22 protein-coding genes, 1 pseudogene and 1 riboswitch are annotated in these 22,000 nt (G+C 62.0%); of the genes and pseudogenes, 10 read left to right on the forward strand and 13 right to left on the reverse strand.

Annotated features, from left to right (window positions below):
* Nucleotides 1-178 precede the first annotated feature (178 nt).
* From J4P02_RS25270 to J4P02_RS25285, 4 genes are all read right to left on the reverse strand, one after another.
* Nucleotides 179-1,543 (reverse strand): DUF1329 domain-containing protein, encoded by a 1,365-nt coding sequence (locus tag J4P02_RS25270; RefSeq protein WP_426195439.1) that lies wholly within the window; start codon nucleotides 1,541-1,543, stop codon nucleotides 179-181.
* 30 nt (nucleotides 1,544-1,573) lie between these two features.
* Nucleotides 1,574-3,463, reverse strand: a complete 1,890-nt coding sequence (locus tag J4P02_RS25275; RefSeq protein WP_426195441.1) for a DUF1302 domain-containing protein — start codon at nucleotides 3,461-3,463, stop codon at nucleotides 1,574-1,576.
* Nucleotides 3,464-3,790: 327 nt separating this feature from the next.
* Entirely contained in the window at nucleotides 3,791-5,473 is a 1,683-nt protein-coding gene (locus J4P02_RS25280) for a fatty acid--CoA ligase (RefSeq protein ID WP_426195443.1), read from the reverse strand.
* Nucleotides 5,474-5,618: 145 nt separating this feature from the next.
* Nucleotides 5,619-6,803 (reverse strand): MFS transporter, encoded by a 1,185-nt coding sequence (locus tag J4P02_RS25285; protein WP_426195445.1) that lies wholly within the window; start codon nucleotides 6,801-6,803, stop codon nucleotides 5,619-5,621.
* An 84-nt stretch (nucleotides 6,804-6,887) separates the two neighbouring features.
* On the opposite strand from J4P02_RS25285, the gene J4P02_RS25290 reads away from it, so the two are divergent.
* Complete coding sequence (locus tag J4P02_RS25290) at nucleotides 6,888-7,661, forward strand: AraC family transcriptional regulator (protein ID WP_426195447.1); 774 nt, start codon at nucleotides 6,888-6,890, stop codon at nucleotides 7,659-7,661.
* On the opposite strand, the gene J4P02_RS25295 is transcribed toward J4P02_RS25290, so the two are convergent.
* Nucleotides 7,645-8,274 carry a LysE family translocator gene (locus J4P02_RS25295; RefSeq protein ID WP_426195449.1) on the reverse strand — a complete coding sequence of 210 codons (630 nt, stop codon included), beginning with the start codon at nucleotides 8,272-8,274 and terminating at the stop codon, nucleotides 7,645-7,647. The genes J4P02_RS25290 and J4P02_RS25295 overlap by 17 nt on opposite strands.
* A gap of 84 nt (nucleotides 8,275-8,358) precedes the next feature.
* On the opposite strand from J4P02_RS25295, the gene J4P02_RS25300 reads away from it, so the two are divergent.
* From J4P02_RS25300 to J4P02_RS25310, 3 genes are all read left to right on the forward strand, one after another.
* Nucleotides 8,359-9,324, forward strand: a complete 966-nt coding sequence (locus J4P02_RS25300; protein WP_426195451.1) for a 2-hydroxyacid dehydrogenase — start codon at nucleotides 8,359-8,361, stop codon at nucleotides 9,322-9,324.
* A 33-nt stretch (nucleotides 9,325-9,357) separates the two neighbouring features.
* Nucleotides 9,358-10,356: a methyltransferase gene (locus J4P02_RS25305; protein ID WP_426195453.1), complete on the forward strand. Its 999-nt coding sequence runs from the start codon at nucleotides 9,358-9,360 to the stop codon at nucleotides 10,354-10,356.
* A 51-nt stretch (nucleotides 10,357-10,407) separates the two neighbouring features.
* Nucleotides 10,408-10,531: riboswitch (yybP-ykoY riboswitch) on the forward strand.
* Nucleotides 10,532-10,619: 88 nt separating this feature from the next.
* Nucleotides 10,620-11,204, forward strand: a complete 585-nt coding sequence (locus J4P02_RS25310; protein WP_426195455.1) for a TMEM165/GDT1 family protein — start codon at nucleotides 10,620-10,622, stop codon at nucleotides 11,202-11,204.
* Nucleotides 11,205-11,288: 84 nt separating this feature from the next.
* Here the strand turns inward: J4P02_RS25310 and J4P02_RS25315 are convergent, their stop codons facing one another.
* Nucleotides 11,289-12,107 (reverse strand): M48 family metallopeptidase, encoded by an 819-nt coding sequence (locus J4P02_RS25315; RefSeq protein ID WP_426195457.1) that lies wholly within the window; start codon nucleotides 12,105-12,107, stop codon nucleotides 11,289-11,291.
* 1,361 nt (nucleotides 12,108-13,468) lie between these two features.
* Here J4P02_RS25315 and J4P02_RS25320 point away from each other — a divergent pair.
* Both J4P02_RS25320 and J4P02_RS25325 read left to right on the forward strand, forming a co-directional pair.
* Nucleotides 13,469-13,666: pseudogene (locus J4P02_RS25320) on the forward strand (HAMP domain-containing protein); the annotation flags it as partial.
* Nucleotides 13,667-13,777: 111 nt separating this feature from the next.
* Nucleotides 13,778-14,521 carry a methyl-accepting chemotaxis protein gene (locus J4P02_RS25325; RefSeq protein WP_426195673.1) on the forward strand — a complete coding sequence of 248 codons (744 nt, stop codon included), beginning with the start codon at nucleotides 13,778-13,780 and terminating at the stop codon, nucleotides 14,519-14,521.
* A 6-nt stretch (nucleotides 14,522-14,527) separates the two neighbouring features.
* On the opposite strand, the gene J4P02_RS25330 is transcribed toward J4P02_RS25325, so the two are convergent.
* Genes J4P02_RS25330 through J4P02_RS25340 form a run of 3 tightly spaced genes read right to left on the reverse strand, consistent with a single transcriptional unit; the run spans nucleotide 14,528 to nucleotide 15,637 of the window.
* Entirely contained in the window at nucleotides 14,528-15,148 is a 621-nt protein-coding gene (locus J4P02_RS25330; RefSeq protein ID WP_426195459.1) for an SOS response-associated peptidase, read from the reverse strand.
* Between the two features lie 35 nt (nucleotides 15,149-15,183).
* Nucleotides 15,184-15,444, reverse strand: coding sequence for a putative signal transducing protein (locus tag J4P02_RS25335; RefSeq protein WP_426195461.1), 261 nt, complete (start codon nucleotides 15,442-15,444; stop codon nucleotides 15,184-15,186).
* 10 nt (nucleotides 15,445-15,454) lie between these two features.
* Nucleotides 15,455-15,637 carry a CPXCG motif-containing cysteine-rich protein gene (locus J4P02_RS25340; RefSeq protein WP_426195463.1) on the reverse strand — a complete coding sequence of 61 codons (183 nt, stop codon included), beginning with the start codon at nucleotides 15,635-15,637 and terminating at the stop codon, nucleotides 15,455-15,457.
* A 139-nt stretch (nucleotides 15,638-15,776) separates the two neighbouring features.
* Here J4P02_RS25340 and J4P02_RS25345 point away from each other — a divergent pair, with 139 nt between their 5' ends.
* A complete protein-coding gene (locus J4P02_RS25345) occupies nucleotides 15,777-16,943 on the forward strand; it encodes a 1-acyl-sn-glycerol-3-phosphate acyltransferase (protein WP_426195465.1) in 1,167 nt (388 codons plus the stop codon).
* A 62-nt stretch (nucleotides 16,944-17,005) separates the two neighbouring features.
* On the opposite strand, the gene J4P02_RS25350 is transcribed toward J4P02_RS25345, so the two are convergent.
* The gene (locus J4P02_RS25350; protein WP_426195467.1) at nucleotides 17,006-17,293 is read right to left on the reverse strand and encodes a hypothetical protein; all 288 of its coding nucleotides are present in this window, start codon (nucleotides 17,291-17,293) and stop codon (nucleotides 17,006-17,008) included.
* Between the two features lie 190 nt (nucleotides 17,294-17,483).
* Here J4P02_RS25350 and J4P02_RS25355 point away from each other — a divergent pair, with 190 nt between their 5' ends.
* Complete coding sequence (locus J4P02_RS25355) at nucleotides 17,484-17,690, forward strand: hypothetical protein (protein ID WP_022640865.1); 207 nt, start codon at nucleotides 17,484-17,486, stop codon at nucleotides 17,688-17,690.
* A gap of 82 nt (nucleotides 17,691-17,772) precedes the next feature.
* Here J4P02_RS25355 and J4P02_RS25360 read toward each other — a convergent pair whose 3' ends face one another.
* Nucleotides 17,773-18,357 (reverse strand): YajG family lipoprotein, encoded by a 585-nt coding sequence (locus tag J4P02_RS25360; RefSeq protein WP_426195469.1) that lies wholly within the window; start codon nucleotides 18,355-18,357, stop codon nucleotides 17,773-17,775.
* A 206-nt stretch (nucleotides 18,358-18,563) separates the two neighbouring features.
* Here J4P02_RS25360 and J4P02_RS25365 point away from each other — a divergent pair, with 206 nt between their 5' ends.
* Nucleotides 18,564-18,797 (forward strand): hypothetical protein, encoded by a 234-nt coding sequence (locus J4P02_RS25365; protein ID WP_426195471.1) that lies wholly within the window; start codon nucleotides 18,564-18,566, stop codon nucleotides 18,795-18,797.
* A 737-nt stretch (nucleotides 18,798-19,534) separates the two neighbouring features.
* Complete coding sequence (gene mqo, locus J4P02_RS25370; protein ID WP_426195474.1) at nucleotides 19,535-21,046, forward strand: malate dehydrogenase (quinone); 1,512 nt, start codon at nucleotides 19,535-19,537, stop codon at nucleotides 21,044-21,046.
* A gap of 74 nt (nucleotides 21,047-21,120) precedes the next feature.
* On the opposite strand, the gene J4P02_RS25375 is transcribed toward mqo, so the two are convergent.
* A complete protein-coding gene (locus J4P02_RS25375) occupies nucleotides 21,121-21,408 on the reverse strand; it encodes a PA4642 family protein (protein ID WP_426195476.1) in 288 nt (95 codons plus the stop codon).
* Between the two features lie 63 nt (nucleotides 21,409-21,471).
* Nucleotides 21,472-21,957 (reverse strand): hypothetical protein, encoded by a 486-nt coding sequence (locus tag J4P02_RS25380; protein ID WP_426195478.1) that lies wholly within the window; start codon nucleotides 21,955-21,957, stop codon nucleotides 21,472-21,474.
* Nucleotides 21,958-22,000: the final 43 nt, after the last annotated feature.

Consider the following 22,000-nt stretch of genomic DNA (forward strand, 5'->3'; position numbering starts at 1 on the left):
GGAAAGTATTAATATCACGCATAAGAACGCCGGTTTTTTAGATCTGTTTGCTCGCACGAACATCATCTATCAAATCGGCGTTTTTGTTTCTGAGTTTCCCGGGATTCCGTGAAGAACCAAAAAAAAGCCCCGGACCAGCCGGGGCAATTTCGAGGATGCGGCCTCTATTTAACGCAGGTCAGCGAACCCCATCCTGACGCAGGGCGGCCGGGGTGAAGTCGCTGGTGCTGGCACTGAAACCGAAGTCATAGGCCTGCTTCTCTTCGTTCTTCATGCCCAGGGCCAGGTAGCGGCCGGACTGCAGGTCGTAGAGGGTTTCCACGGCGTACCACGGCACTTGCTTGTCGTAGTAGTCCTCGGCATGGGCCTCGGCTACGCGCCACAGCTGGCCACGACCGTCGTAGTGGTCGATCACCGCCGCTTGCCAGGTGTCCTCGTCGATGTAGAAGTCACGCTTGGCGTAGATGTGGCGCTGGCCTTCCTTCAGGGTCGCGACCACATGCCAGACCCGGCGCAGCTCGTAGCGTGTCAGATCCTGGTTGATGTGCCCGGCCTTGAGGATGTCGGCGTACTTCAGGCTTGGCGAATCGAGCTTGTAGCTGTTGGAGGCGATGTACATCTCCTTCTTGCCTTCCAGCTTCCAGTCGTAGCGATCCGGGGCACCGTTGTACATGTCCAGGTTGTCGGAGGTCCGCAGGCCGTCGGCAGCGGTACCCGGGCCGTCATAGGAGACTTGCGGGGCGCGGCGCACGCGACGCTGACCGGCGTTGTAGACCCACGCCGAACGCGGCTCCTTCACTTGGTCGAGGGTTTCATGCACCAGCAGCACGCCACCGGCCAGACGCGCCGGTGCCGTCACCTTCTGCTTGAAGTAGAAGAGGATGTTGCCCGGGTTCTTCGGATCGTAGTCCTTCATCTTGTCGCGGAACACGAACTGGTCCTGGAAGTACACCAGGCTGTAGGAGCCGTTGGCCTGTGGCGTGGCCTGGGTCACCAGGCGCGTCACGCTGCCGCCGCGATAGCGGGTGATATGGTTCCAGATCACTTCCACGCCGCTTTTCGGAATCGGGAAAGGTACTGCGATCTCGAAATTCTCCAGGCCGTTGCCACCGGATACCAGGTTGGTCTTGGTGGCATTGCGCTTGATCGCGGCGAAAACATCAGCCGGCACCGTGGCGCCACGGTGGGTTGGATACACCGGCATCTTGAAGGTGTCCGGGTAGCGCTTGAACATCGCGTACTGCCCCGGCGCCAACTTGTCCTTGTACTGCTCGACGTTCTGCGCAGTGATGGTGAACTGCGGCTGCTCGCTGGCGTAAGGGTTGGACAAAAAGCCCCTGGCGTCCACGGTGCCGGCGTTGGTGGCCAGAGGTTTCCAGGCGGTGATGGTGCCAGCGGCGTTGCCGGCCATCTCGGCGCCCATCGGCGTCAGGCTGGTGCCCAGCTTGGCGGCTTCGTCGGCCGAGACCGCGGCCATGACCCCGGTGGCCAGCAGTGACAGTCCCAGCACGCCGACGTGCAACAGACTCTTGGTGATTTTCATATGGTTGTTCTTCCCAAAAATACAGTGTGCTTAGAAGTTCACGCCAACGCTCAAGGCGAGGAAGTCCCGGTCATCCACGGTGCTGAAGTCGCCACCAAAGAAGTTGGTGTAGGCCAGGCTCGCGGTGTAGGTGTTCTGGTACTCGGCATCCAGCCCCAGGCTGATGGCCTTGCGGCCTTCCTCGAAGTTGCCGCCAGGGCCAGGGGAGTAACCCTTGACGTCATGGGACCAGGCCACGTTGGGCTTGAGGTTCACACCGGCGAACACATCCGGGTATTCCCAGATCGCGCGACCGCGGTAGCCCCAGGAAGTGGCGGTGGTGAAGCCGTCATTGTTGCAGTTGCTGGTGAGGTTGCTGGCATCCGCACCTGGGCCGGCACCGGCGATGGTGCTGGCGTTGAGTGCACGGCAGGTGTTTTGCCCGCCGGTAGTAGGCAGCGCGCCTGGACCGAACACTGGGTCACGGCCATAACGGATATCCGATTTGCTCTCCAGCCCCCCCACATGGGTAACCCCGATTTCACCCACCAGGGTCAGACGGCTGGCGCCCATGACCTGATCGAAGAAGTGGGTGAAGGTGGTCTGGAACTGGGTGATTTCCTTGCGGCGATAGCCATTGAGATCCTGCCCCGGGATTCCCGTGAGCAGCGAGGCATTGCTAAATGCACCGCCCAGGGGGCGAACCGCGGAATACAGGATATCGGTGGAGTTGATCTGTACCGGCGCGTTCGGCCGGTAGCTGAGCTCGCCACTCCACGCCGTACCTGTAGGCAGGGTGGTGGAGAAGCTCAAGCCGTAGAGGCGGATATCTTCCGGGTACTCGACGAAATATTTCGAGTTGCCGGCAATCCACACTGGCGCCAATGTGCCGAAGCCGGGTGCCATGGCATAAGCCGACTGAGGCGCAGCGGTGGCGCTGAAGATCGGCGCACGACTGTGATAGTTCATGAAGTAGGCGCCGAACTCGGTGTCCAGCGGTTCGAAGTTGTAGCGAAAGGCCACGCCGAACTGGCCGCTGTCACGGGCATCGCGGTCACCGCTGCGCCGTACCAGGGTGCCCTCTTCGTTGACATCCACCCCACGTGCTTGCATGGCGGCCAGGGCTGCGCGACCCGGGGCAGTGGCGGCAATGGTCGAACGCTTGGCCAGCAAGCGCAGGTTGTCATCACAGCCATCGGAAATGTTGTCCGGCTGCGAGAAGAAGGTGCCGCAGTTGTCGGTAACGGTCTGGTCCCATTCCAGCTGGTAGAAGGCCTCGGCCGACAGGTTGTCGGTCAGGGTCTGGGAGATATAGAACATGTTGACCGGGATCAGGCCTTCCTTGATCTCGGCACCAGGACGACGGAACGCCGACACATCGATGGGGTTGATCGAGTTGATGCCGCCACCGATAAAGGTACTTTCGCCCCAGCTCACCACCTGCTTGCCGAAACGCACCGACCCCGGCTCATCGGCAATCGAATAGTTGTGATAGACGAAGGCGTCGAGAATCTGCCCGCCGGAAGACTTGGCGCCTTCCTTGCGGTTGTGGTCGCTGATGTTCTTGAAGTCCAGGTCGTCATCCTTGAGCTTGAAGTCATACCAGTACTTGCCACGGACAAACACACCGGTATCGCCGTACTTCAATTCCAGGTCATGGATGCCCTTGAAGATCTTCGAGAAGCTATCGCCCTTGTCGAAGTTCAAGTGGCCGTCATCGGTGGTCTGGGACAAGCCCTTGCCACCGTTGTTGACCCCGATCAGGTCCTTGTTGCGGCCAGCCGTCGACCAGCTTGCCCCCAGGGACAGAGACGAATCGAAGCTGCCTTCGATTTCACCGATATTGAAACTGACGCCGAATGCTGGCCCGGCGAGCGTGGAGGCGAGACCGACGGCCAGGGGCAGTTTTGCCCGGCGCCAGAACTGGTTTACTGATGTCATCGACGCTACTCCATGTGCATTATTGTTATGGCAGTACGCTCTTCTGAATACGCCCTGGAGATCCAGTTGCCCCGGGCCCGAAGTTGCGTGGTGCGAGCGCCACCCTGCGCTCCGTTCTTCAGAAAAATCCGTGAACGGACTATATCCAGCAGGGATTACTGCTTGATCCCTCTAAAGTGTGATTTGCAGTACTCGACCGTTCTGGAACTGCCCTTTGCCATAACCATTGAAAAATGGTGCTGCAAGAATGGCTGATAATTCCGTAAGCACAAGGCGCGAGCTTGCCAGATGGGCCTGCCGTGCCCGGGCGGGCACGGCAGCGGGGCGTTAAAGGGTGGAGAGGAAGGTGCTGTTGCTGGCCTGCCATTGGCTGATGTCGAGCCGAATGCGCTTCTTGTCGAGCTTGCCAACGCTGGTCTTGGGAATTTCCGTAACAAGGGCGATCTGGCTGGGAATGGCCCACTTGCTCAGGTGCCCCTGCTCAACGAAGGGTTTCAAGTGTTCCTTGAGTTCACGAGCGCCAATCTCGTGCCCTTCGCGCAGCACCAGCAGGGCGAATGGGCGCTCGCCCCACTGTGGATCGGCGATACCCACCACCGCGACTTCGCGCACCGCGACATGACGGCTGATCAGGTCTTCCAGGCCCAGGGAGGATATCCATTCGCCACCGGTCTTGATCACATCCTTGATCCGGTCGCGGATATCGATCACCCCCATGCTGTCCAGGGTTGCTACATCGCCGGTGTGCAGCCAGCCGCCCTCCCAGAGCTCGGCGCCTTTTTGCGGTTCGTTGAAATAGCCTTCGGTAAGCCAGGGCGCGCGCAGCACCAGCTCCCCCTGAGACTCGCCATCGGCCGGCAGGAAGTTGCCTTCGGCATCGATGATCGCCGCCTCCACCAGTGGCCCCGGCACCCCGGCCTTGATCCGGTAGGTGGTGCGCTCATCCTCGCTGCCGGCCAGCAGTTCGTCATTGAGGTGGGCGCAGGACACCAGCGGGCCGGTTTCCGACATGCCGTAGGCAGCGGTCAGTTGAATGCCCTTGGCCTTGGCCGCTTCGTACAGCGCACGGTTCAGCGAACCGCCGCCGATAACGATCTTCCAGCCGCCGAAATCCGTGCCCAGGGCCGCCTTGGCATTGAGCAGCATCTGCAGGATGGTCGGCACGCAATGGGAGAAAGAGACCTTTTCCCGACGCCATAGCTCGACCAGAAACTCCGGATCGTAACGCCCGGGATAGACCTGTTTCAGCCCGAGCATGGTGGCCACATAGGGCAGGCCCCAGGCATGCACGTGGAACATCGGGGTAATGGGCATGTAGACATCGTTGGTGCCCAGCAGGCGCACGCTATCGATGGCTCCCATGCTGGTGGCCACGCCCATGGTGTGCAGCACCAGCTGCCGATGGCTGAAGTACACACCCTTGGGGTTGCCGGTGGTGCCGGTGGTGTAAAAGGTGGTGGCCACCGAGTTCTCGTCGAAATCCTCGAACTGATACTGGGGGCTGGCAGCGGCCAGCAGGCTTTCGTACTCGCCCACCAGGTTCGGCAGCTCGGCGGTTTTTTCCGCCGCATCGGTGAGCAGCAGGGTCTTTTCCACCGTGGTCAGCTGCTCGGCGACCGTCTGGTAGAGGCCGACGAACTCACTGTTGACCAGCACATAGCGGTCCTCGGCGTGGTTCATGGTGTAGAGGATCTGTTCCGGCGACAGGCGCACGTTGATGGTGTGGATCACCGCGCCGATCATCGGGATGGCGAACATGCATTCCAGGTAGCGATGGCTGTCCCAGTCCATCACCGCCACTGTGTCTCCAGCCTTGACCCCGGCCGCGGTCAACACGTTGGCCAGGCGCGCCACCCGCTCGATCAGGGTCGGGTAGGTGTAGCGCAACTGGTCGCGATAGACGATTTCGCGGGTCTTTTCATAGCGGCTGCCGGACATCAGCAGTCGCTTGATCAGCAGCGGGTATTGATAGGCGCCTTCGGCGGGCGGGATAACGCGAGTCTGCAACATAAGAATCCCTTTTCTGACTGCTCGGTCTTGACTGGAGAACGCTCACTCTAGAGCTCCCGTGTGTCTGCCAAATCAGCCAAAGGGATGATTTGCAGAACCGCACCAATACTAGCTCCAGGCCAGCACTGGCGCGGCTCCGCTGGTCTTATGCCCGTTGCTGCACTGCTGATTCCGCCGGTGTGCGAGGAAAGACCAGTGCAGCCGCCAGGGTCAGGGCGGCGAACCCCGCAAGGATGATGTACAGGCCGCTCAAGCCCTGGCGCGGTTCCACCAGGGCAATCAACGGGATGGCCGTGGCGCTGGCGCCGAATGACAGGCAATAGCGCAAGGCAAATACCCGAGCCTGCCACTGCGGTGCGACGAAGTTGGCCACCATGGCATCGTTGACCGTGACCTGGCCGAACACCACGAACATAAAGGCCGCACCCAGCACTATCACCGCCCAGCCCTGGCTGTGGGCCATGGCCAGCAGCAAGGGCGCCTGGAACAGAGTCATGACGATAAACGGCCATTTCAGGCTGAAGCGGTGCAGCAAACGGCCCATGGTCAACTGCGCCACCGCACCGAAGGCATAGGCCAGGCTGACCACCACCCCCAGGGTCTGTGGCGAGCTGAAGATTTCCTGCAAACGCTCCTGGAACAGCTTCGGGTAGGTCATGGTGGTGGCGTTGAACACCACGCCACCGGTGGCCGTGGCCAGGGCCAGCACGCCAAACACCAGGAACATGGAGATCTGCTGGCCGCCCTTGCCCTTGAGCGGTACATGGGGGCGCACGGGAACCGGCTCGTCACGCACCTGCAAGGCAAAACCTATGCCCAGCAAAATCGCCACGGTTCCCGGCAGGATAAACGCCGAGCGCCAGCCGAACTGCGCCACCAGCAGGCCGGTAATCAGCGCCGAGAAAGCCACGCCAAGGTTGCCCCACATGCCGTTGATACCGATCTCGCGCCCGCGATTCTGCGCGTAGGACACCAGCATCGCCGTCCCCACCGGATGGTAGATGGCGGCAAATACCCCCATCAGGGTCAGGCCGATCACCAACATGCTCGAGCTGCTGCTCAAGCCGGTGAGGATCGACGACGCACCGATGCCGAAGAAAAACAGCAGCATCATCTGTCGACGGCTCCAGTGATCGCCCAGCCAACCGGCCGGCAGCGAACAGGCGCCAAAGGCGATGAAACCACCCAGGGACAGGCCAATCAGCGCGGCATAGTCCAGGGCGAAAGCCTGGGTCATGCCCAGCACGGCCGCGGGATAGATCAGCATGAACATGTGATCGATGACATGGGCGGCATTGACGTAGCGGATGACATTTCGAGTTTGATTCATGGCGGCACGCACAGTGGAGGGTTGTGCGGTTATGCTAATTTGGCGCTTAACAGTATTCCTGACAACAAAGTCATTGGATCAGACATGTTAATCAGCCATTTCCACCACGGCCCGATCAGCGCCTATCCCCGCGACTATCCCGCTGGGGCGCATCAGGAAACCCATCGTCATCGCGAGGCACAGTTTCTCTATGCCGCCTGCGGCACCATGCGAGTGATCACGGCCCAGGGCGCCTGGGTGATTCCGCCAACCCGCGCGGTTTGGATACCGCCGCTGGTGGAGCACGAGATCTTCATGGTCGGTGAGGTGCGCATGCGCTCGCTGTTCATCGAGCCGCAACTGTGCCCGACATCCTTGCAGCAGTGTTGCGTGCTGGCAGTGACACCCTTGCTGCGGGAGCTGATTCTGCGTGCGGTGCAAGGCCCGGAGCAGGCGGAAAACCCGCTGATCCAGCAGCTGATGCTGGAGGAAATCGCCACCCTGGAAAATCTCCCCCTGCACATTCCCATGCCCCAGGACCGGCGCCTGCAAGGCATCTGCCGGACCTTGCTGCAAACCCCGGATCACCCTCACACCCTGGAAGATTGGGCACAGCAGGTGGGCGCCAGTTCACGGACCCTGGCGCGGCTGTTCCAGCAGCAAGTGCAGATGAATTTCAATGCCTGGCGCCAGCAGTTGCGCCTGATGGAAGCCCTGCCACGGCTGCTCGCCGGGGAGAGCGTGCACAGCGTGGCCGACTCACTGGGTTACGGCAGCGCCCGGGCCTTCAGCGCAATGTTCTGCCGCCTGCTCGGGGAGACGCCACGGCATTACGTGGCGACCCTGAATCAGCTCAGCGCGATCAATGCATCTCGGTGAAGGCCAGCTTCACACCGATGGCGATCAGCACCGCGCCCATGGTGCGGTCGAACCAGTGGCCCATGCGGGCAAAACCGGCGCGCACCCGCTGCTGGCTGAACAGCATGGCCACCAGGCAGAACCAGAACGCCGTGGCTGCCGCCAGGTACACCCCGTAGCCGGCCTGGATCGCCAAAGGCGTATGCGGGTTGATCACCACGGTGAACAGCGACAGGAAGAACAGCGTGGCCTTGGGGTTCAGGCCATTGGTGACGAAGCCTGAAGTAAAGGCTCCGCGCGCCGTGCGCTCACCGGCTTCCTGGTGCAAGTCATCGCTCGCCGGTTTTGCCGGCTGGGCGCGCAACGCCTTGTAGCCGATGTACAGCAAGTAGGCCGCGGCCAGCCATTTCAAGGCGTTGAACAGCACGATGGACTGGGAAACGATCAGGCCGATGCCCAGCAGCGAATAACCCACGTGAAGGAAGATCGCCGTGCCCACTCCCAGGGCGGTCCAGGTGCCGGCGCGACGGCCGTGGGTCACGCTTTCGCGCACCACCACGGCGAAGTCCGGGCCAGGGCTGGCCACCGCCAGCAGGTGGATCAGGGCAACGGTCAAGAACTCGGTGAGGTACATGCAGGCTCCTGTGTATGTCTAATTATTTCATCTGTTAGGCTCGGCAGATTACGCCTTAGATCCCCCGTGCAAAAGGTACAGTTCATGATCAACTCTCGCCGCGCCGTCTTCCTCGATCACAGCTCACTGGACCTGGGTGACCTGGATCTGGGTGCGCTGCATGACAGTTTCAGCCCCTTGCAAGTGCACGCCCACACCACTGCCGAACACCTAGTAGAACGCCTGCAAGGGGCCCAGGTGGCCATCAGCAACAAGGTGGCGCTGAGTGCCGAAACCCTGGCCGCCTGCCCGGAGCTGAAACTGATCCTGGTGGCCGCCACCGGCACCAACAACGTCGATCTCGTCGCCGCCCGCAAGCTCGGCATCAGCGTCAGCAACTGCCAAGGCTATGGCACCCCATCGGTGGCCCAGCACACCCTGATGCTGCTGCTCAACCTGGCCACCCGCGTCGCCGACTACCAGCGAGCGGTGGCCGACGGCCGTTGGCAGCAGGCCAAGCAGTTCTGCCTGCTGGACTTTCCGATCATGGAACTGTCGGGCAAGACCCTGGGCCTGCTGGGCAATGGCGAGCTGGGCAGCGCCGTAGCGCGCCTGGCCGAAGCCTTCGGCATGCGAGTGGTGCTGGGGCAGATTCCCGGGCGCCCGGCCCGCGCCGACCGCCTGCCGCTGGATGAACTCCTGCCCCAGGTCGATGCCCTGACCCTGCATTGTCCGCTCAACCAACACACCCGGCACTTTATCGGCGCCCGGGAACTGGCCCTGCTCAAGCCCGGCGCCCTGGTGGTCAACACTGCCCGCGGCGGCCTGATCGACGAGCAGGCCCTGGCCGACGCCCTGCGCAGTGGCCACCTGGGCGGCGCGGCTACCGATGTGCTGAGTGTCGAGCCACCGGTCAACGGCAACCCATTGCTGGACGCCGATATTCCACGCCTGATTGTCACTCCGCACAACGCCTGGGGCAGCCGCGAGGCACGCCAGCGAATCGTCGGCCAGTTGGCGGAAAATGCCCAAGCCTTCTTCAGCGGCACTCCGCTACGTGTAGTGAATTGATACACTGCGCCACTTTTTTTTCAGGTGCGGATGATGGACACACGCAGCGAAATATTGTTACGCCAGGCTGAATTGTTTCAAGGCTCGGTGCTGCTGGCCGGTCTGAGTGCCGATGATCTGCTGGGCCGCCTGCCAGCGGCCCAGGGCTGGAGCTGGCATGCCGGCGACCAGGCCGCGCTGCAGGCGCGCTTTCCCGGGCGCAGCCATTTTGGCGTGGAGGCTCCGGCCGAAACCTTCGACAGCGCCGTACTGTTCCTGCCCAAATCCAAGGAGCTGACCCACTACCTGCTCAATGCCCTGGCCTCGCGCCTGGCCGGGCGCGAGCTGTACCTGGTGGGGGAAAAACGTGCCGGCGTGGAAAGCGCCGCCAAGCTGCTGGCCGCCTTCGGCAAGCCGCGCAAGCTCGACAGCGCCCGGCACTGCCAACTGTGGCAGGTCAGCGTGACCCAGGCCCCTGAACCTGTGGCCCTGGAGAGCCTGGCCCGGGAATACCAACTGCCGCTGGCCGAAGGCCCGCTGAAAGTGGTCAGCCTGCCTGGGGTGTTCAGCCATGGGCGCCTGGATCGCGGTACCGCCTTGCTGCTGGAGCATCTGGATCAGTTGCCCGGTGGTCACCTGCTGGACTTCGGCTGCGGCGCAGGGGTACTGGGGGCCACGCTCAAGCGCCGTTACCCGGAAAATCGCCTGACCCTGCTCGACGTCGATGCCTTCGCCGCCGCCAGCAGCCGCCTGACCCTGGCCGCCAACGGCCTTGAGGCCGAGGTCCTGACCGGCGACGGAATCGACGCCGCGCCCATGGAACTCAATGGCATCCTGACCAATCCGCCCTTCCACACCGGTGTTCACACCGACTACCAGGCCACGGAAAACCTGTTGCGAAAAGCCGCCGAACACCTGCAAAAAGGTGGCGAAATGCGCGTGGTTGCCAACAGCTTCCTGCGTTACCAACCGCTGATCGAAGAGCATCTGGGCCCCTGTGCGATCGACGCCGACGACCAGGGCTTTCGCATCTATCGAGCCAAGCGCCGCTAGCAGGCTTTTTTATCCACAAGGCTTGCCGAATGGATTTTGCCTAGGCAGAATCCGCTCCGTCCTAGGGGAGTAGTCTCCCACGAGCGCCATGCTCGTCCGGCATGCGTCAACATACTTGGTCCTCAGACCATGGCGCATGCGACCCAGGAGTCCGCACAGACGGACCGCAGGGTTTGACAAGACCTATGACACGCACACCTTACCCGGGGCGGGAAGGCTGTACGTGTCATAGCCGTGTCGACCCGCCCCTTAGGAAAACCCTGATGCTGGACTCCTTGCTCGTTCCCACCGCAATCGTTGCCTTGGCCGAAATCGGCGACAAGACGCAACTGCTCGCCCTGATTCTCGCTGCGCGCTTTCGCAAACCCTGGCCGATCATCGCCGGTATCGTTGCCGCCACCCTGGCCAACCATGCGGCCGCCGGTGCGGTCGGTGCCTGGTTCGGCAGCTTCTTCTCGGATGCGACCCTGCACTGGATTCTCGCCGCGAGCTTCACCGCCACCGCCCTGTGGACCCTGGTGCCGGACAAGATGGACGATGACGAAGCCAATACCGCACGCAAGTTCGGCCCCTTCCTGACCACCCTGATCGCCTTCTTCCTGGCCGAGATCGGTGACAAGACCCAGGTCGCGACGGTGATGCTGGCGGCGCAATATCCGGACCTGTGGCTGGTGATCATCGGTACCACCCTGGGCATGCTGATCGCCAACGTACCGGTGGTTTTGGCAGGCAACTTTGCCGCGGACAAACTGCCCCTGACCCTGATTCGTCGCCTGGCGGCGTCGGCCTTCTTCGTCCTCGCCGTGGTGGCGGTGTACAAGGCCATGCAAATTAGCGGCTGGGTATAAATGAAAACGCCGGCAGCCGACCCCTACACAAGCTGTAGGAGCCGGCGTGCCGGCGCAGGCGTCATTGAAAATGACGCGAAGGGATCAGGACTTCTTGGCCGCCTGATACAGCGGCATCACCTTGGGAATAGCCGCTTGCAGGGAAGCGATACGGCTACTGGAAGCCGGGTGAGTGCTCATGAACTCGGGCGGTGCGGAACCACCGGCAGCCTGGCCCATCTTGTTCCACAGGCTGATGGCAGCATTCGGGTTGTAGCCGGCACGAGCCGCCAGCTCCAGACCGATCAAGTCCGCTTCGTTCTCGTTTTCGCGGCTGTTGGGCAGCGTCATCAGCAGACTCACACCGTTGTCGCCCAAGGCAACGGTTTCCTGGGAAACCCCGAACAAGGTAGCGATCTGCTTACCGGCGCCTACCGCATATTGCTTGGACATGGCCTCGCGACCGTGTTCACGCAGGGCGTGAGCAATTTCATGCCCCATCACCGCGGCGATCTCATCGTCGGTCAGCTTCAGCTTGTCGATCAGGCCGGAATAGAAAATGATCTTGCCGCCAGGACCGCAGTTGGCGTTGAGCTCATCGCTCTTGATCAGGTTGACTTCCCACTTCCACTGCGCGCAATCGGGACGGAAAGTCGGCGCCTGAGCGATCAGACGGTCAGCGATAACCTGCAAGCGCTTGGCATTGGCACTGGTCTTGTCCAGCACGCCCTGGCTGCTGGCCTCACCCAGGGTCTGCTGGTAGGACTGGGCATAGGACTGGTTGACTTCGGCACTGGACACCATGCTGAACATGGACTGCTTGCGATCCACACCCACCACGCCTCCGCTGGTGGTGTTGACCGTCTCACAACCACTGAGCAGAACAGCAGCACCCAATGCACATACAACTAACGACTTCTTCATGAAAACCTCCCTGAAAACATGGCGCGTATCCTAAGGGCGGAACTGTATCCACGCCAGATGCAAAACAGGCTATCGGTCGCAATTCGGATACAGACCATTGCAGTAGGAAAACCTTCATATCCGCCGACAAGCCGCTTGGAGTCGAGGTTTCCCCATAGCCAATAACGACCTATGAACATCTGATACGGTCATTTTTTCACTCCAGGCTAATGGCCAGCGCTGCTACTGCCGATACAGCTCGGCAGACCTCAATTCCTGCGCCCGGAGCCTCTATGAAGTTCAAGTCGATCCAGTTTTCCGTGGCCGCCCTGGCCGGTGCCATCGTTCTCAGCGTGGTTGCAGCCCTGGTGCTGTACGCCCTGTTCTCCGGGGCCAGCACCCAGCAGATGGTGCAGGAACGAACCCAAGCCCAGTTCGAGCAAGTGATCGAGCAACGCCTGAGCGGCCTGGCGCAGACCCAGGTCAGCCAGATCCAGCGCGAGCTGGAAGCGCCACTGCTGATTGCCGGTGGCCTGGTGCGGGTCAACGCGCTGATGGGCAGCCAGAATGCCCAGGGCCAGGCGCAGTTGAACCTCAGTCGCGAACAGCTGATTGCCCTGATCAAAGAAAACGTCGCCCAGAACCCGAAGATCCTCGGTGCCTATATCGGCTGGGAACCCGGTGCAATCGATCATAACGACGCCACCTATGTGGGCACCCAGGTGGTGGGCATCGACGCCGCTAACGGCCGTTTCCTGCCCTGGTGGTTCCGCAACCAGGATGGCAGCCTGGGCCTGGACAAGCTGGCCGACGTCAACGACCAGACCCTGCTGTCCACCGGCGTGCGGTCCAGTGAGTACTACCTGTGCTCCAAGGAAAGCCTCAAGCCCTGCGTGATCGACCCCGCACCCTACAAGGTCGGCGACAAGGTGGTGATGCTCGCCTCCTTCATTCAACCGATCCTGCTCAACGGCAAGTTCCAGGGCATTGTCGGCGCCGACCTGTCGGTGAACTTCATCCAGGACATGCTGCTGGGCGCCAACCAGAAGCTCTACGGCGGCGCCGGGGAAATGGCCCTGATCGGCGGCAACGGCCGGCTGGTGGCCTACACCAAGGATTCGAGCAAGTTCGGCGAGAAGATCAGCGATGTACTGCCCCGGGACACAGTGGCCAAACTTGGCAGCGTCAAGCGCGGCGAAGTGACCTACAACGTCGACCAGGCCAACGGCCTTATCGCCCTGTACCTGCCCTTCGGCATCGGCCAGACCGACGCCAACTGGACCCTGATGCTGCAACTGCCGCTGAGCGCGGTGATGGCCGACCTCAACAAGCTGCAGAGCGACCTGGCCGAACAGCGCAAGGCCGACACCTTCGGCATGGCCATGGTCGGCCTGGCCATCGCCGGCATCGGCTTGCTGGTGATCTGGCTGGTGGGCCACGGCATCGCCCGACCGCTGCGGCAGATGGTGGCCATGCTCGACGACATCGCCCAGGGCGAAGGCGACCTGACCCGGCGCCTGACCAGCGACCGTGCCGACGAACTGGGCTCCATCGCCAAGGGCTTCAACACCTTCCTGGCCAAGCTCCAGGCCATGATCAGCCAGGTGGTGACCTCGGTGCAGAGCGTTAGCGACTCTTCCGAGCACACCGCCGATATCGCCATCCGCACCAACCAGGGCGTGCACAAGCAGATGGTGGAGATCGACCAGGTGGCCACCGCGGTACACGAAATGACCGCCACCGCCCAGGATGTGGCGCGCAACGCGACCCAGGCCGCGCAAGCCGCCAGCCACGCCGACCAGGCCGCCAGCCAGGGCATGCAGATCGTGCGCGACACCTCCAGTGCCATCGGCGCCCTGGCCGAGGAAATCGGCCGCGCGGTGGGGGTGGTGCAAACCCTGGCCAAGGACAGCGAGAACATCAACGCCATCCTCACCGCCATTCGCGGCATTGCCGAACAGACCAACCTGCTGGCCCTCAACGCGGCCATCGAGGCAGCCCGTGCTGGTGAACAGGGCCGCGGTTTCGCGGTGGTCGCCGACGAGGTGCGCAACCTGGCGCAAAAGACTCAGCAGGCCACCGAAGAAATCCAGTCGATGATCCAGCAGTTGCAACAAGGCACCCGCGAAGTGGTGCGGGTCATGGAAGACAGCCAGCACAAGACCGACCAGAGCGTGGAGCACGCGGCCAAGGCGGCCCAGGCCCTGGAAACCATCACTCAGGCGGTGTCGGTGATCAACGACATGAACACCCAGATCGCCAGCGCCGCCGAGGAGCAGAGCGCGGTGGCCGAAGACATCAACCGCAATGTGATCAATATCGGTCAGGTGGCCAACGAAGTGGCGGGCGGCGCCGACGAGTCCAGCGCCGCCAGTGCCGGGCTGACCAAGCTGGCGGAACAGCAGCGGCGCCTGATCAATCAGTTCAAGGTCTGAACGGCCTCAGGCCGGGGTCAGGCACTCCGGCCCATTGAGCTTGGGGTCGTTGACCAGGTTAGCCAGGACCCGCTCGCGCAACGCCGCGGGTGGACTGGCCAGCAAGGCATGCAGGGCGTGCAGCGGGGTCTCGGGATCGAGCCAGGCCTGCTGCCCGGCCGCATCGAGAATCAATGGGCGGCGCAGGGTCGAAGCGGCCTGGGTCACCACCGCAGTGCTCAACCAGACCTGCTCCTGCACCGGATAGGCTTCCCAGATAGCCGCAAAGAAAATCGACGAGCCCTCTCCCGGCGTCAGCCAGTAGGGGCGCTTGCGGCTGCCGCCACGCCACTCATAGAAACCGTTGGCCGGCAGCAGGCAGCGCCGCTCGCGAAAGGCCTGGCGAAACATCGGCTGTTCGGCCAGGGTTTCCGCCCGGGCATGGGCCGGGGTGCGCGACAGGTCGGTGAGCCAGGGCGGAGTCAGGCCCCAGCGGGCCCGGGCCAGGGTGCGCTGGCCATTTTCCACGCGCTGGATCAGCACCGAATCATTGGGCGAAATATTCCACTGCGCCCGCTGATCGGCGGGAAATCCGGGCAAGGCGGCAAAGGCGGGGTTCCAGCGAAACAGGGCATAACGTCCACACATGGGGCAATACGACTCTCGGCAAATCGGCGCTCAGCCTAACAGACCAGCACCCCGGCAAAACTGTCCGGTTCATCAAAGGGCAACGGCAACGCGGCATTGTAGCCAGCGATCAACTCGCGTGCCCGCTGTGCCTGGTGGTTTTCCACGCTCAGGGCCAAGAGCCCGAACAGTGGCAACTCCCCTGCCCCGCCCAGCAGGTCGCGGCCCTGCAGATGGGCCTCAATGCCTTCGCTGGCCAGCATGCGCTGGAGCAACTCGCCTTCCATCAGGTTTTCCGGCTCGTAGATACGCAGCATAAGGCCCCCTTCAGTCGTTTTCGGTGTGAACCTCGAGCATCCATTCCTCACCGTCGGTCTGCAGCGTGAAGACGATGGGCCGGCAGCACACGGGACAGTCTTCAATATAGGTCTGATCACCGCCGGACAGGTCGAGTACCACTTCCGCCGGTTCGCCACAGTAAGGGCACTGATAATGGTCGGTTTCCAGCATCGCCGTCTCCAGAGTGACTTATGCGTATAATCGCCGGTCTATTTGCGGGGCTTTTTTGTTTGAGCTGGATTTTCAGAGCGTGCCCGGCCCTTTTTCGATCCAAACCTTTTCTTACCCTAGCCGTTTCTAACAAGAGAGCATGATGGGCGAATTCGATGCCATCCGACCTTACCACGACAGCGAAGTACCAGCGGTGCTGGCTCGGCTGCTCAGCGACAAGGCGTTTCTAGATATCCTCACCCACTTCCGCTTTCCGCGTTTCGCCAATGCCTTCGGCTGGCTGCTCAAACCCCTGATTGCCCATCGCCTGCGTCGCGAGTTCGCCGGGGTCACTTCGGTGGCCACCCTGCAGGACAAGGTGGAGTTCTACGTCGACCACACCATCGAACGGGCCACTGATGGCGTGACCTATACCGGCGTCGAGCAGTTCAAGTCGGGCACCGCCTACCTGTTCCTGGCCAACCATCGCGATATCGTCATGGACCCGGCCTTCGTCAACTATGCGGTGTACCACGCCGGCCTGCCCACGCCGCGCATCGCCATTGGCGACAACCTGCTGCAAAAGCCCTTTGTCAGCGACCTGATGCGCCTGAACAAGAGCTTTATCGTGCACCGCTCGATCAGCGGCCGGCGGGAGAAGCTCGCGGCCTATCAACTGCTCTCGGCCTATATCAACCATTCGATCCGCAACGACGGTCAGTCGATCTGGATCGCCCAGGCCGAAGGCCGGGCCAAGGATGGTGACGATCGCACCGAATCGGCGATCCTCAAGATGTTCCACATGAGCCGCAAGGACGAGCCGTTCGGTGAAGTCATCCTGTCGCTGAACCTGACTCCGGTGTCCATCAGCTACGAATACGACCCGTGCGACCAGGCCAAGGCCCGCGAGCTGTACATCCGCGCCACCACCGGCAGCTACACCAAGGCCCCGGGCGAGGACGACCTGAGCATCGCCACCGGCATCACCGGCTACAAGGGCCGGGTGCATGTGAACTTCGCCGCACCCATCAGCCAGCACTTCGAGGACACCAAGCAACTGGCCCAGGAAATGGACCGGCAGATTCTCGGCGGCTACCGCCTGTTCCCGGTGCACTACCTGGCCTACGCCCAGTGGAGCGATGCCGACCCGCAGCTGCAGGTGCCAAAGGCCGCCGAGCTGTTCCCGGCGCAGGAACTGGCCAAGGCCGAGCAAGAGTGGCAACGCCGGCTCGACGCCTGCCCGGCGGAGCAGCGCCCCTACCTGGTGCTGCAGTACGCCAACCCGGTACGCAACCAGTATCGGGCCAAGGCTGGCCTGGCGCTGTAAGCGCCACACCGCAAAGCACAACGGCGCCCAAGGGCGCCGTTGTCGTCTCTGTCATGCAAGGCTCAGTAGCGGGTACTGACCCATGACACCAGCAAGGCCAGGCCCAGGCAGGCAAAGCCGAAACGGTAGAAGAAGCGATTGATGCGCAGGGTTGCCGGGTCCAGCATCAGCAGCGGCTGATCCACGGCCCGTCCCTCGCTCTGGGTTGCCAGGCTGGCCAGGGCCCGCAACTCGCGGCGCCGGGTCGCATGCAACAGCCAGGCCCCGGGGCAGGCGAACAGCAGGGCGAACAGGTTGATCAATTTGCCGGGATGGGCGTTGAACATCGACCAGATCAGTTGCAGCGACATCTTTGAACCTCGAATGAAACCTGTGTCCGGGCCACCCAGTGCGGCCGCGGCGCGGATTCTACTCAATCGCCGAATCAACGCGTGGGCTTTCCGACCAATAACGAAGCATTGGCGGATTAATTTAGATCGTCATCTTTTCGTCATCTAAAGCAGCCAGTCTGTCGCCCCTCGATGCCCCACGGAGCTTGTCATGCTGCATGCAGAAAACCAGGATCGCCTCTACCTGATCGCCCCCAGCGAGGAACAGCAGGCGCTGGTCGGTGCCCTGGCCTTCAACGTTCAGGACCGGCACTGGCTGGTGTATTGCGCCCTGGGCGGCCATCAGCACGCCGACCTGCCGGAAACCGACCTGCTGACCGGCGTCAGCGTGCTGGATTTCTACGTCGAAGCCGCCTGAGCCACGAGCAATAAAAAGCCCGGCGACCTGAAGGTCGCCGGGCTTTTGCGTCTCTGCGGCCCTGACGGGTGCCAGAGGCGACTTACTCGCCGAGGATCTGACCGATGGTCGGGTCCTTGAACAGGCGAGTCAGGGCATCGCTCAGCACATCACCCACCAGCTTGGTGTTGGTGTCCTGGTTCGGCGCCATGCCGAAACGCTGGTCCAGGGACGCGCCGTAGCGGCCGCTGTAGCGACGGTTGGCGTTCTGCACATCGGAGCGGAAGGTGGCGCCGATGGTGGCCTCGGTCACGTACATGCCTTCCTTGGGCGACTGGTACTTGAGCTCAGCCAGGGTCACGGTCAACTGCGGCGCGTTGTAGGCATTGGCCGTCGGGGTAAAGCCCAGCAAACGCACCGCCGCCTCGGCCTGAGCCTGCAGCTTCGGCAGGATCTGCGCCCCCTGCACAGTGATGGCGCTGGTTTCCGGATACAGACCGCCCCGGGTACCGAGCACCGGCGATGGACGTCCATCGACCACCTTCACCACCACCGGTTGGCCATGGCCGACCGGGGCCAGCTGGGTGGTGAGCTTAGGCTCCGGACTGAGTTGTTGCGGGCTATGGGCGCAGCCCACCAGCGACAGACTGGTCACAGTGATCAAACCGAACAACAGGCGTTGCAACATGCTCATTTCTCCAGGAATCAGGCACAAACAGGCCCGCAGTATAGCGGTGCTCAATGGCAGCGAACCAGCATCAGGCATGAGTTGCCCAGGGCTCAGACAGGTGCCGTACAAGCAGGTTCCTGTAACCTGCCGTTCACCCGCCATACATCATCATGTAACGGCTCAAGGGCATTCTTATCAAACCAGATACATTCAGGTGCCAGGTCATGAACTTCCTCCGCTCCCTGTTCGCTCCACGCCACGCCTTTCGCAGCTTTGCCCTGCTCGATAGCCAGGGGCGCTGCCAAGCCTTCAAGCACTGCCCGACAGCCCCGGTGGGTGATGGCTGGGTGGAAATCGAGGAAATCCGCCTGAACTGGTTGCACCAGATACTCCCCGCCAGCGCACGGATCAGCCCACGCTGCGCCCAGTCCCAGGTGCAACCGATACTGGCCACCTGACCAATAACCTAATAAAAGTCACGAAACAGGATCATTTCTGCGCGTTTCTTAGTTACAATCTCCCCCCGATTATAAGGACGTCTCCTGATCGGGCCTCGCAGTTCCGCCAACGCCGCTGCATTGGCACCCCGCACCGCCCACAGAGAGCCGCCCACACAGATCGAGTGAAGCTGGCGTGCTTGCTGTACCACCGTGCAAACCTCCACTTTTCGCGAATCTGCAGAGCTGCCATTGCTCGGCTACTGAAGCTGTTTGCCCGTCGTGCCCGCATGCCTGCATGCCGGTATCAGCGCTCGGGCCAGGTGCCAGGCCGAGGCAGCCCTTTTTGAGGTTCACGTCTTCAAAAGAGCGTGAAAAAACGGGTTTTCACAACTTCACAAGAGTGTGGCGAGCAAATGAATAGTTTTGCGTCTGAACTGGCACCATTAGCCTCTACAACAGCCCGATTACACAGGAACGAGCCCTACTCAGATAGTTGCGCTTGATGCCTGTCCGCTGACGGATTTGGTTGCACGAACGGATGTCTCGACCATAAGTCGAATTGCCCGAGGCGCCCCGAGATGCGTTCATACGCACCTTGAGGCCCGGTTGGCAGCGTCCGCAGTAGTTGCAAAGAATTGCGAAGATTCGGACATGGCGATCCTGGCCATGGGTAACCTGGGGCACCACGTGAATCGCCCCGTCACTCCTGGCAGCCATGCCGTCAATTTGGTGCTGCAGATTTTGGAGACGCGTTAATGGCGCATAACGAAGCAGTAGACGTCGTATTGGTTGGGGCCGGCATCATGAGTGCCACCCTTGCCGTACTGCTCAAGGAACTCGACCCCGCGATCAAGCTGGAAGTCGTCGAGCTGATGGATTCGGGTGCCGCGGAAAGTTCCAACCCGTGGAACAACGCCGGCACCGGCCACGCTGGCCTCTGTGAGCTGAACTACACGCCACAGGCCGCCGATGGCAGCATCGACATCAAGAAAGCCGTGCACATCAACACCCAGTTCGAGGTGTCGAAGCAGTTCTGGTCCTACCTGACCAAGCAAGGCACGTTCGGCTCGAGCAAGTCCTTTATCAGCCCGGTGCCGCACCTGAGCTTCGTCCAGGGCGACAAGGGTGTGTCCTTCCTCAAGAAGCGCTTCGAGCTGCTGAGCCAGCACCATGCCTTCGCGGACATGGAATACACCGAAGACAAGGCCAAGATGGCCGAGTGGATGCCGCTGATGATGCCCGGCCGCCCGGCGGACGAAACCATCGCCGCGACCCGCGTGCTCAACGGCACCGACGTCAACTTCGGCGCCCTGACCAACCAGTTGCTCAAGCACCTGACCAGCGCTCCCGATGCCCAGGTCAAGTACTGCAAGCGGGTGACCGGCCTCAAGCGCAACAAGGCCAACGGCTGGACCGTGAGCATCAAGGACGTCAACAGCGGCAACACTCGCGAAGTCGATGCCAAGTTCGTCTTCCTCGGTGCCGGTGGCGCGGCCCTGCCGCTGCTGCAAGCGTCCGGCATTGAAGAAAGCAAGGGCTTCGGTGGCTTCCCGGTCAGCGGCCAGTGGCTGCGTTGCGACAACCCGGAAGTGGTCAAGCAGCACCAGGCCAAGGTCTACAGCCAGGCCGCCGTGGGTTCGCCACCGATGTCCGTGCCGCACCTGGACACCCGCGTTGTGGACGGCAAGAAATCCCTGCTGTTCGGACCTTATGCCGGCTTCACCACCAAGTTCCTCAAGCACGGCTCGTTCCTCGACCTGCCAATGTCGGTTCGCGCCGGCAACATCGGCCCGATGCTGGCCGTGGCCCGCGACAACATGGACCTGACCAAGTACCTGGTCAGCGAAGTCATGCAGTCCATGGAGCAGCGCCTGGAGTCCCTGCGTCGCTTCTACCCCGAGGCCAAGGCCGAGGACTGGCGCCTGGAAGTGGCCGGCCAGCGGGTGCAGATCATCAAGAAAGACCCGAAGAAAGGCGGCATCCTGCAGTTCGGCACCGAGCTGGTGGCGGCCAAGGACGGCTCCCTCGCCGCCCTGCTCGGCGCCTCGCCAGGTGCCTCGGTCACCGTGTCGATCATGCTGGAGCTGATCGAGCGCTGCTTCCCGGCCAAGGCCGGTGGCGAGTGGGCGGCCAAGCTCAAGGAGATCTTCCCGGCGCGGGAGAAGGTCCTGGCCAGCGACGCGGCGCTGTACCACCAGATCAACAGCGAAAATAACCTGAGCCTGGAGCTGGTCGAGCCAAGCAAGGAAACCGAAAGCTGCGCCTGATCCGCGGTCAATAAAAAACGCCCCATCCTGTGCAGGATGGGGCGTTTTTTTTATGCCTTTGCCGAAGGCCCGGATTAACCGCGAGCGTTATCCATCAGCTCGATATAGTCAGCGGCATTGCGCTGGTCGCGAATCAGCTCGACGAAGGTCTGGCCGTGCTCATCCTGGCCATCCAGGTCCAGGCCGGCGGCGACGAAGAAAGTCAGGAAGCGCTCGAAATCATCGATGCGCAGGCCGCGATAGGCCTTGATCAGCTTGTGCAGGGACGGCGAGGTAGCGTCGGCCGGTTCGAAATCGAGAAACAACTTGATCTGCTCGTCAGCGATCTCGTCACCTATCACTTGTTTCTTATCTTTACGCATTGCCGACTCCAGCTCGCAGACATTTCACGGGGCGGGCAGTTTACCCTCTGCCCGCATCCGGCCTCAACGCGGACGCACGCTGCCAGTGTGCAGGTCGGCCCAGATATGGCCGTTGGCGTAGCTGAGGAACTGACAGTAGACGGTGTCGTTACGCAGCAGATCCATCACCGCACGGTATTGCACCAGCGGGTAGTAGAGCGTCAGGGTCTTGCTCTGGGCATCGTACTGGGGCTTTTTCAGGCTCTTGCTCTCGCCATCGAAATTCACCAGCACCGAACTGATGCTCGCGCCCTTGTTCAGCGGCTTGCCTTTGAGCCGCACCCACACAGGTGAGGTCACGGGAATCGGCTGCTGATTGGACTGGCGCTGGCTGCCGATCACCACCGAATACTCGGTGACCTGCAGCAGTTGCTGCTGTTCGGGAACCGAATCGCGCAGGGTCAGGTCATCAGACGGCAGAAACTGCCCATGCATGGGCGCCGGGGCGGCTGCCAGAGGCAGGCTGAGAATCAGAAGAAAGGCCGCGCTACCGCGAATCAACAGGTTCATGACAGGCTCCAGGCAGGGCTGCGCACTCTAGCACGGGTTTTCG

The sequence above is a fragment of the Pseudomonas sp. NFXW11 genome, from assembly GCF_049887815.1.
Taxonomy (GTDB): Bacteria; Pseudomonadota; Gammaproteobacteria; order Pseudomonadales; family Pseudomonadaceae; genus Aquipseudomonas.

What these genes read in the sequence shown, in the direction of transcription:
- J4P02_RS25365 (WP_426195471.1), top strand. Translation starts at nt 18,564, where the DNA reads ATGAACTTCCTCCGCTCCCTGTTCGCTCCACGCCACGCCTTTCGCAGC.
- J4P02_RS25285 (WP_426195445.1), bottom strand. Translation starts at nt 6,803, where the DNA reads ATGAATCAAACTCGAAATGTCATCCGCTACGTCAATGCCGCCCATGTC.
- J4P02_RS25310 (WP_426195455.1), top strand. Translation starts at nt 10,620, where the DNA reads ATGCTGGACTCCTTGCTCGTTCCCACCGCAATCGTTGCCTTGGCCGAA.
- J4P02_RS25330 (WP_426195459.1), bottom strand. Translation starts at nt 15,148, where the DNA reads ATGTGTGGACGTTATGCCCTGTTTCGCTGGAACCCCGCCTTTGCCGCC.
- J4P02_RS25275 (WP_426195441.1), bottom strand. Translation starts at nt 3,463, where the DNA reads ATGACATCAGTAAACCAGTTCTGGCGCCGGGCAAAACTGCCCCTGGCC.
- J4P02_RS25380 (WP_426195478.1), bottom strand. Translation starts at nt 21,957, where the DNA reads ATGAACCTGTTGATTCGCGGTAGCGCGGCCTTTCTTCTGATTCTCAGC.
- J4P02_RS25300 (WP_426195451.1), top strand. Translation starts at nt 8,359, where the DNA reads ATGATCAACTCTCGCCGCGCCGTCTTCCTCGATCACAGCTCACTGGAC.
- mqo (WP_426195474.1), top strand. Translation starts at nt 19,535, where the DNA reads ATGGCGCATAACGAAGCAGTAGACGTCGTATTGGTTGGGGCCGGCATC.
- J4P02_RS25315 (WP_426195457.1), bottom strand. Translation starts at nt 12,107, where the DNA reads ATGAAGAAGTCGTTAGTTGTATGTGCATTGGGTGCTGCTGTTCTGCTC.
- J4P02_RS25360 (WP_426195469.1), bottom strand. Translation starts at nt 18,357, where the DNA reads ATGTTGCAACGCCTGTTGTTCGGTTTGATCACTGTGACCAGTCTGTCG.
- J4P02_RS25355 (WP_022640865.1), top strand. Translation starts at nt 17,484, where the DNA reads ATGCTGCATGCAGAAAACCAGGATCGCCTCTACCTGATCGCCCCCAGC.
- J4P02_RS25340 (WP_426195463.1), bottom strand. Translation starts at nt 15,637, where the DNA reads ATGCTGGAAACCGACCATTATCAGTGCCCTTACTGTGGCGAACCGGCG.
- J4P02_RS25325 (WP_426195673.1), top strand. Translation starts at nt 13,778, where the DNA reads ATGGTGGAGATCGACCAGGTGGCCACCGCGGTACACGAAATGACCGCC.
- J4P02_RS25305 (WP_426195453.1), top strand. Translation starts at nt 9,358, where the DNA reads ATGGACACACGCAGCGAAATATTGTTACGCCAGGCTGAATTGTTTCAA.
- J4P02_RS25335 (WP_426195461.1), bottom strand. Translation starts at nt 15,444, where the DNA reads ATGCTGCGTATCTACGAGCCGGAAAACCTGATGGAAGGCGAGTTGCTC.
- J4P02_RS25270 (WP_426195439.1), bottom strand. Translation starts at nt 1,543, where the DNA reads ATGAAAATCACCAAGAGTCTGTTGCACGTCGGCGTGCTGGGACTGTCA.
- J4P02_RS25290 (WP_426195447.1), top strand. Translation starts at nt 6,888, where the DNA reads ATGTTAATCAGCCATTTCCACCACGGCCCGATCAGCGCCTATCCCCGC.
- J4P02_RS25280 (WP_426195443.1), bottom strand. Translation starts at nt 5,473, where the DNA reads ATGTTGCAGACTCGCGTTATCCCGCCCGCCGAAGGCGCCTATCAATAC.
- J4P02_RS25345 (WP_426195465.1), top strand. Translation starts at nt 15,777, where the DNA reads ATGATGGGCGAATTCGATGCCATCCGACCTTACCACGACAGCGAAGTA.
- J4P02_RS25350 (WP_426195467.1), bottom strand. Translation starts at nt 17,293, where the DNA reads ATGTCGCTGCAACTGATCTGGTCGATGTTCAACGCCCATCCCGGCAAA.
- J4P02_RS25295 (WP_426195449.1), bottom strand. Translation starts at nt 8,274, where the DNA reads ATGTACCTCACCGAGTTCTTGACCGTTGCCCTGATCCACCTGCTGGCG.
- J4P02_RS25375 (WP_426195476.1), bottom strand. Translation starts at nt 21,408, where the DNA reads ATGCGTAAAGATAAGAAACAAGTGATAGGTGACGAGATCGCTGACGAG.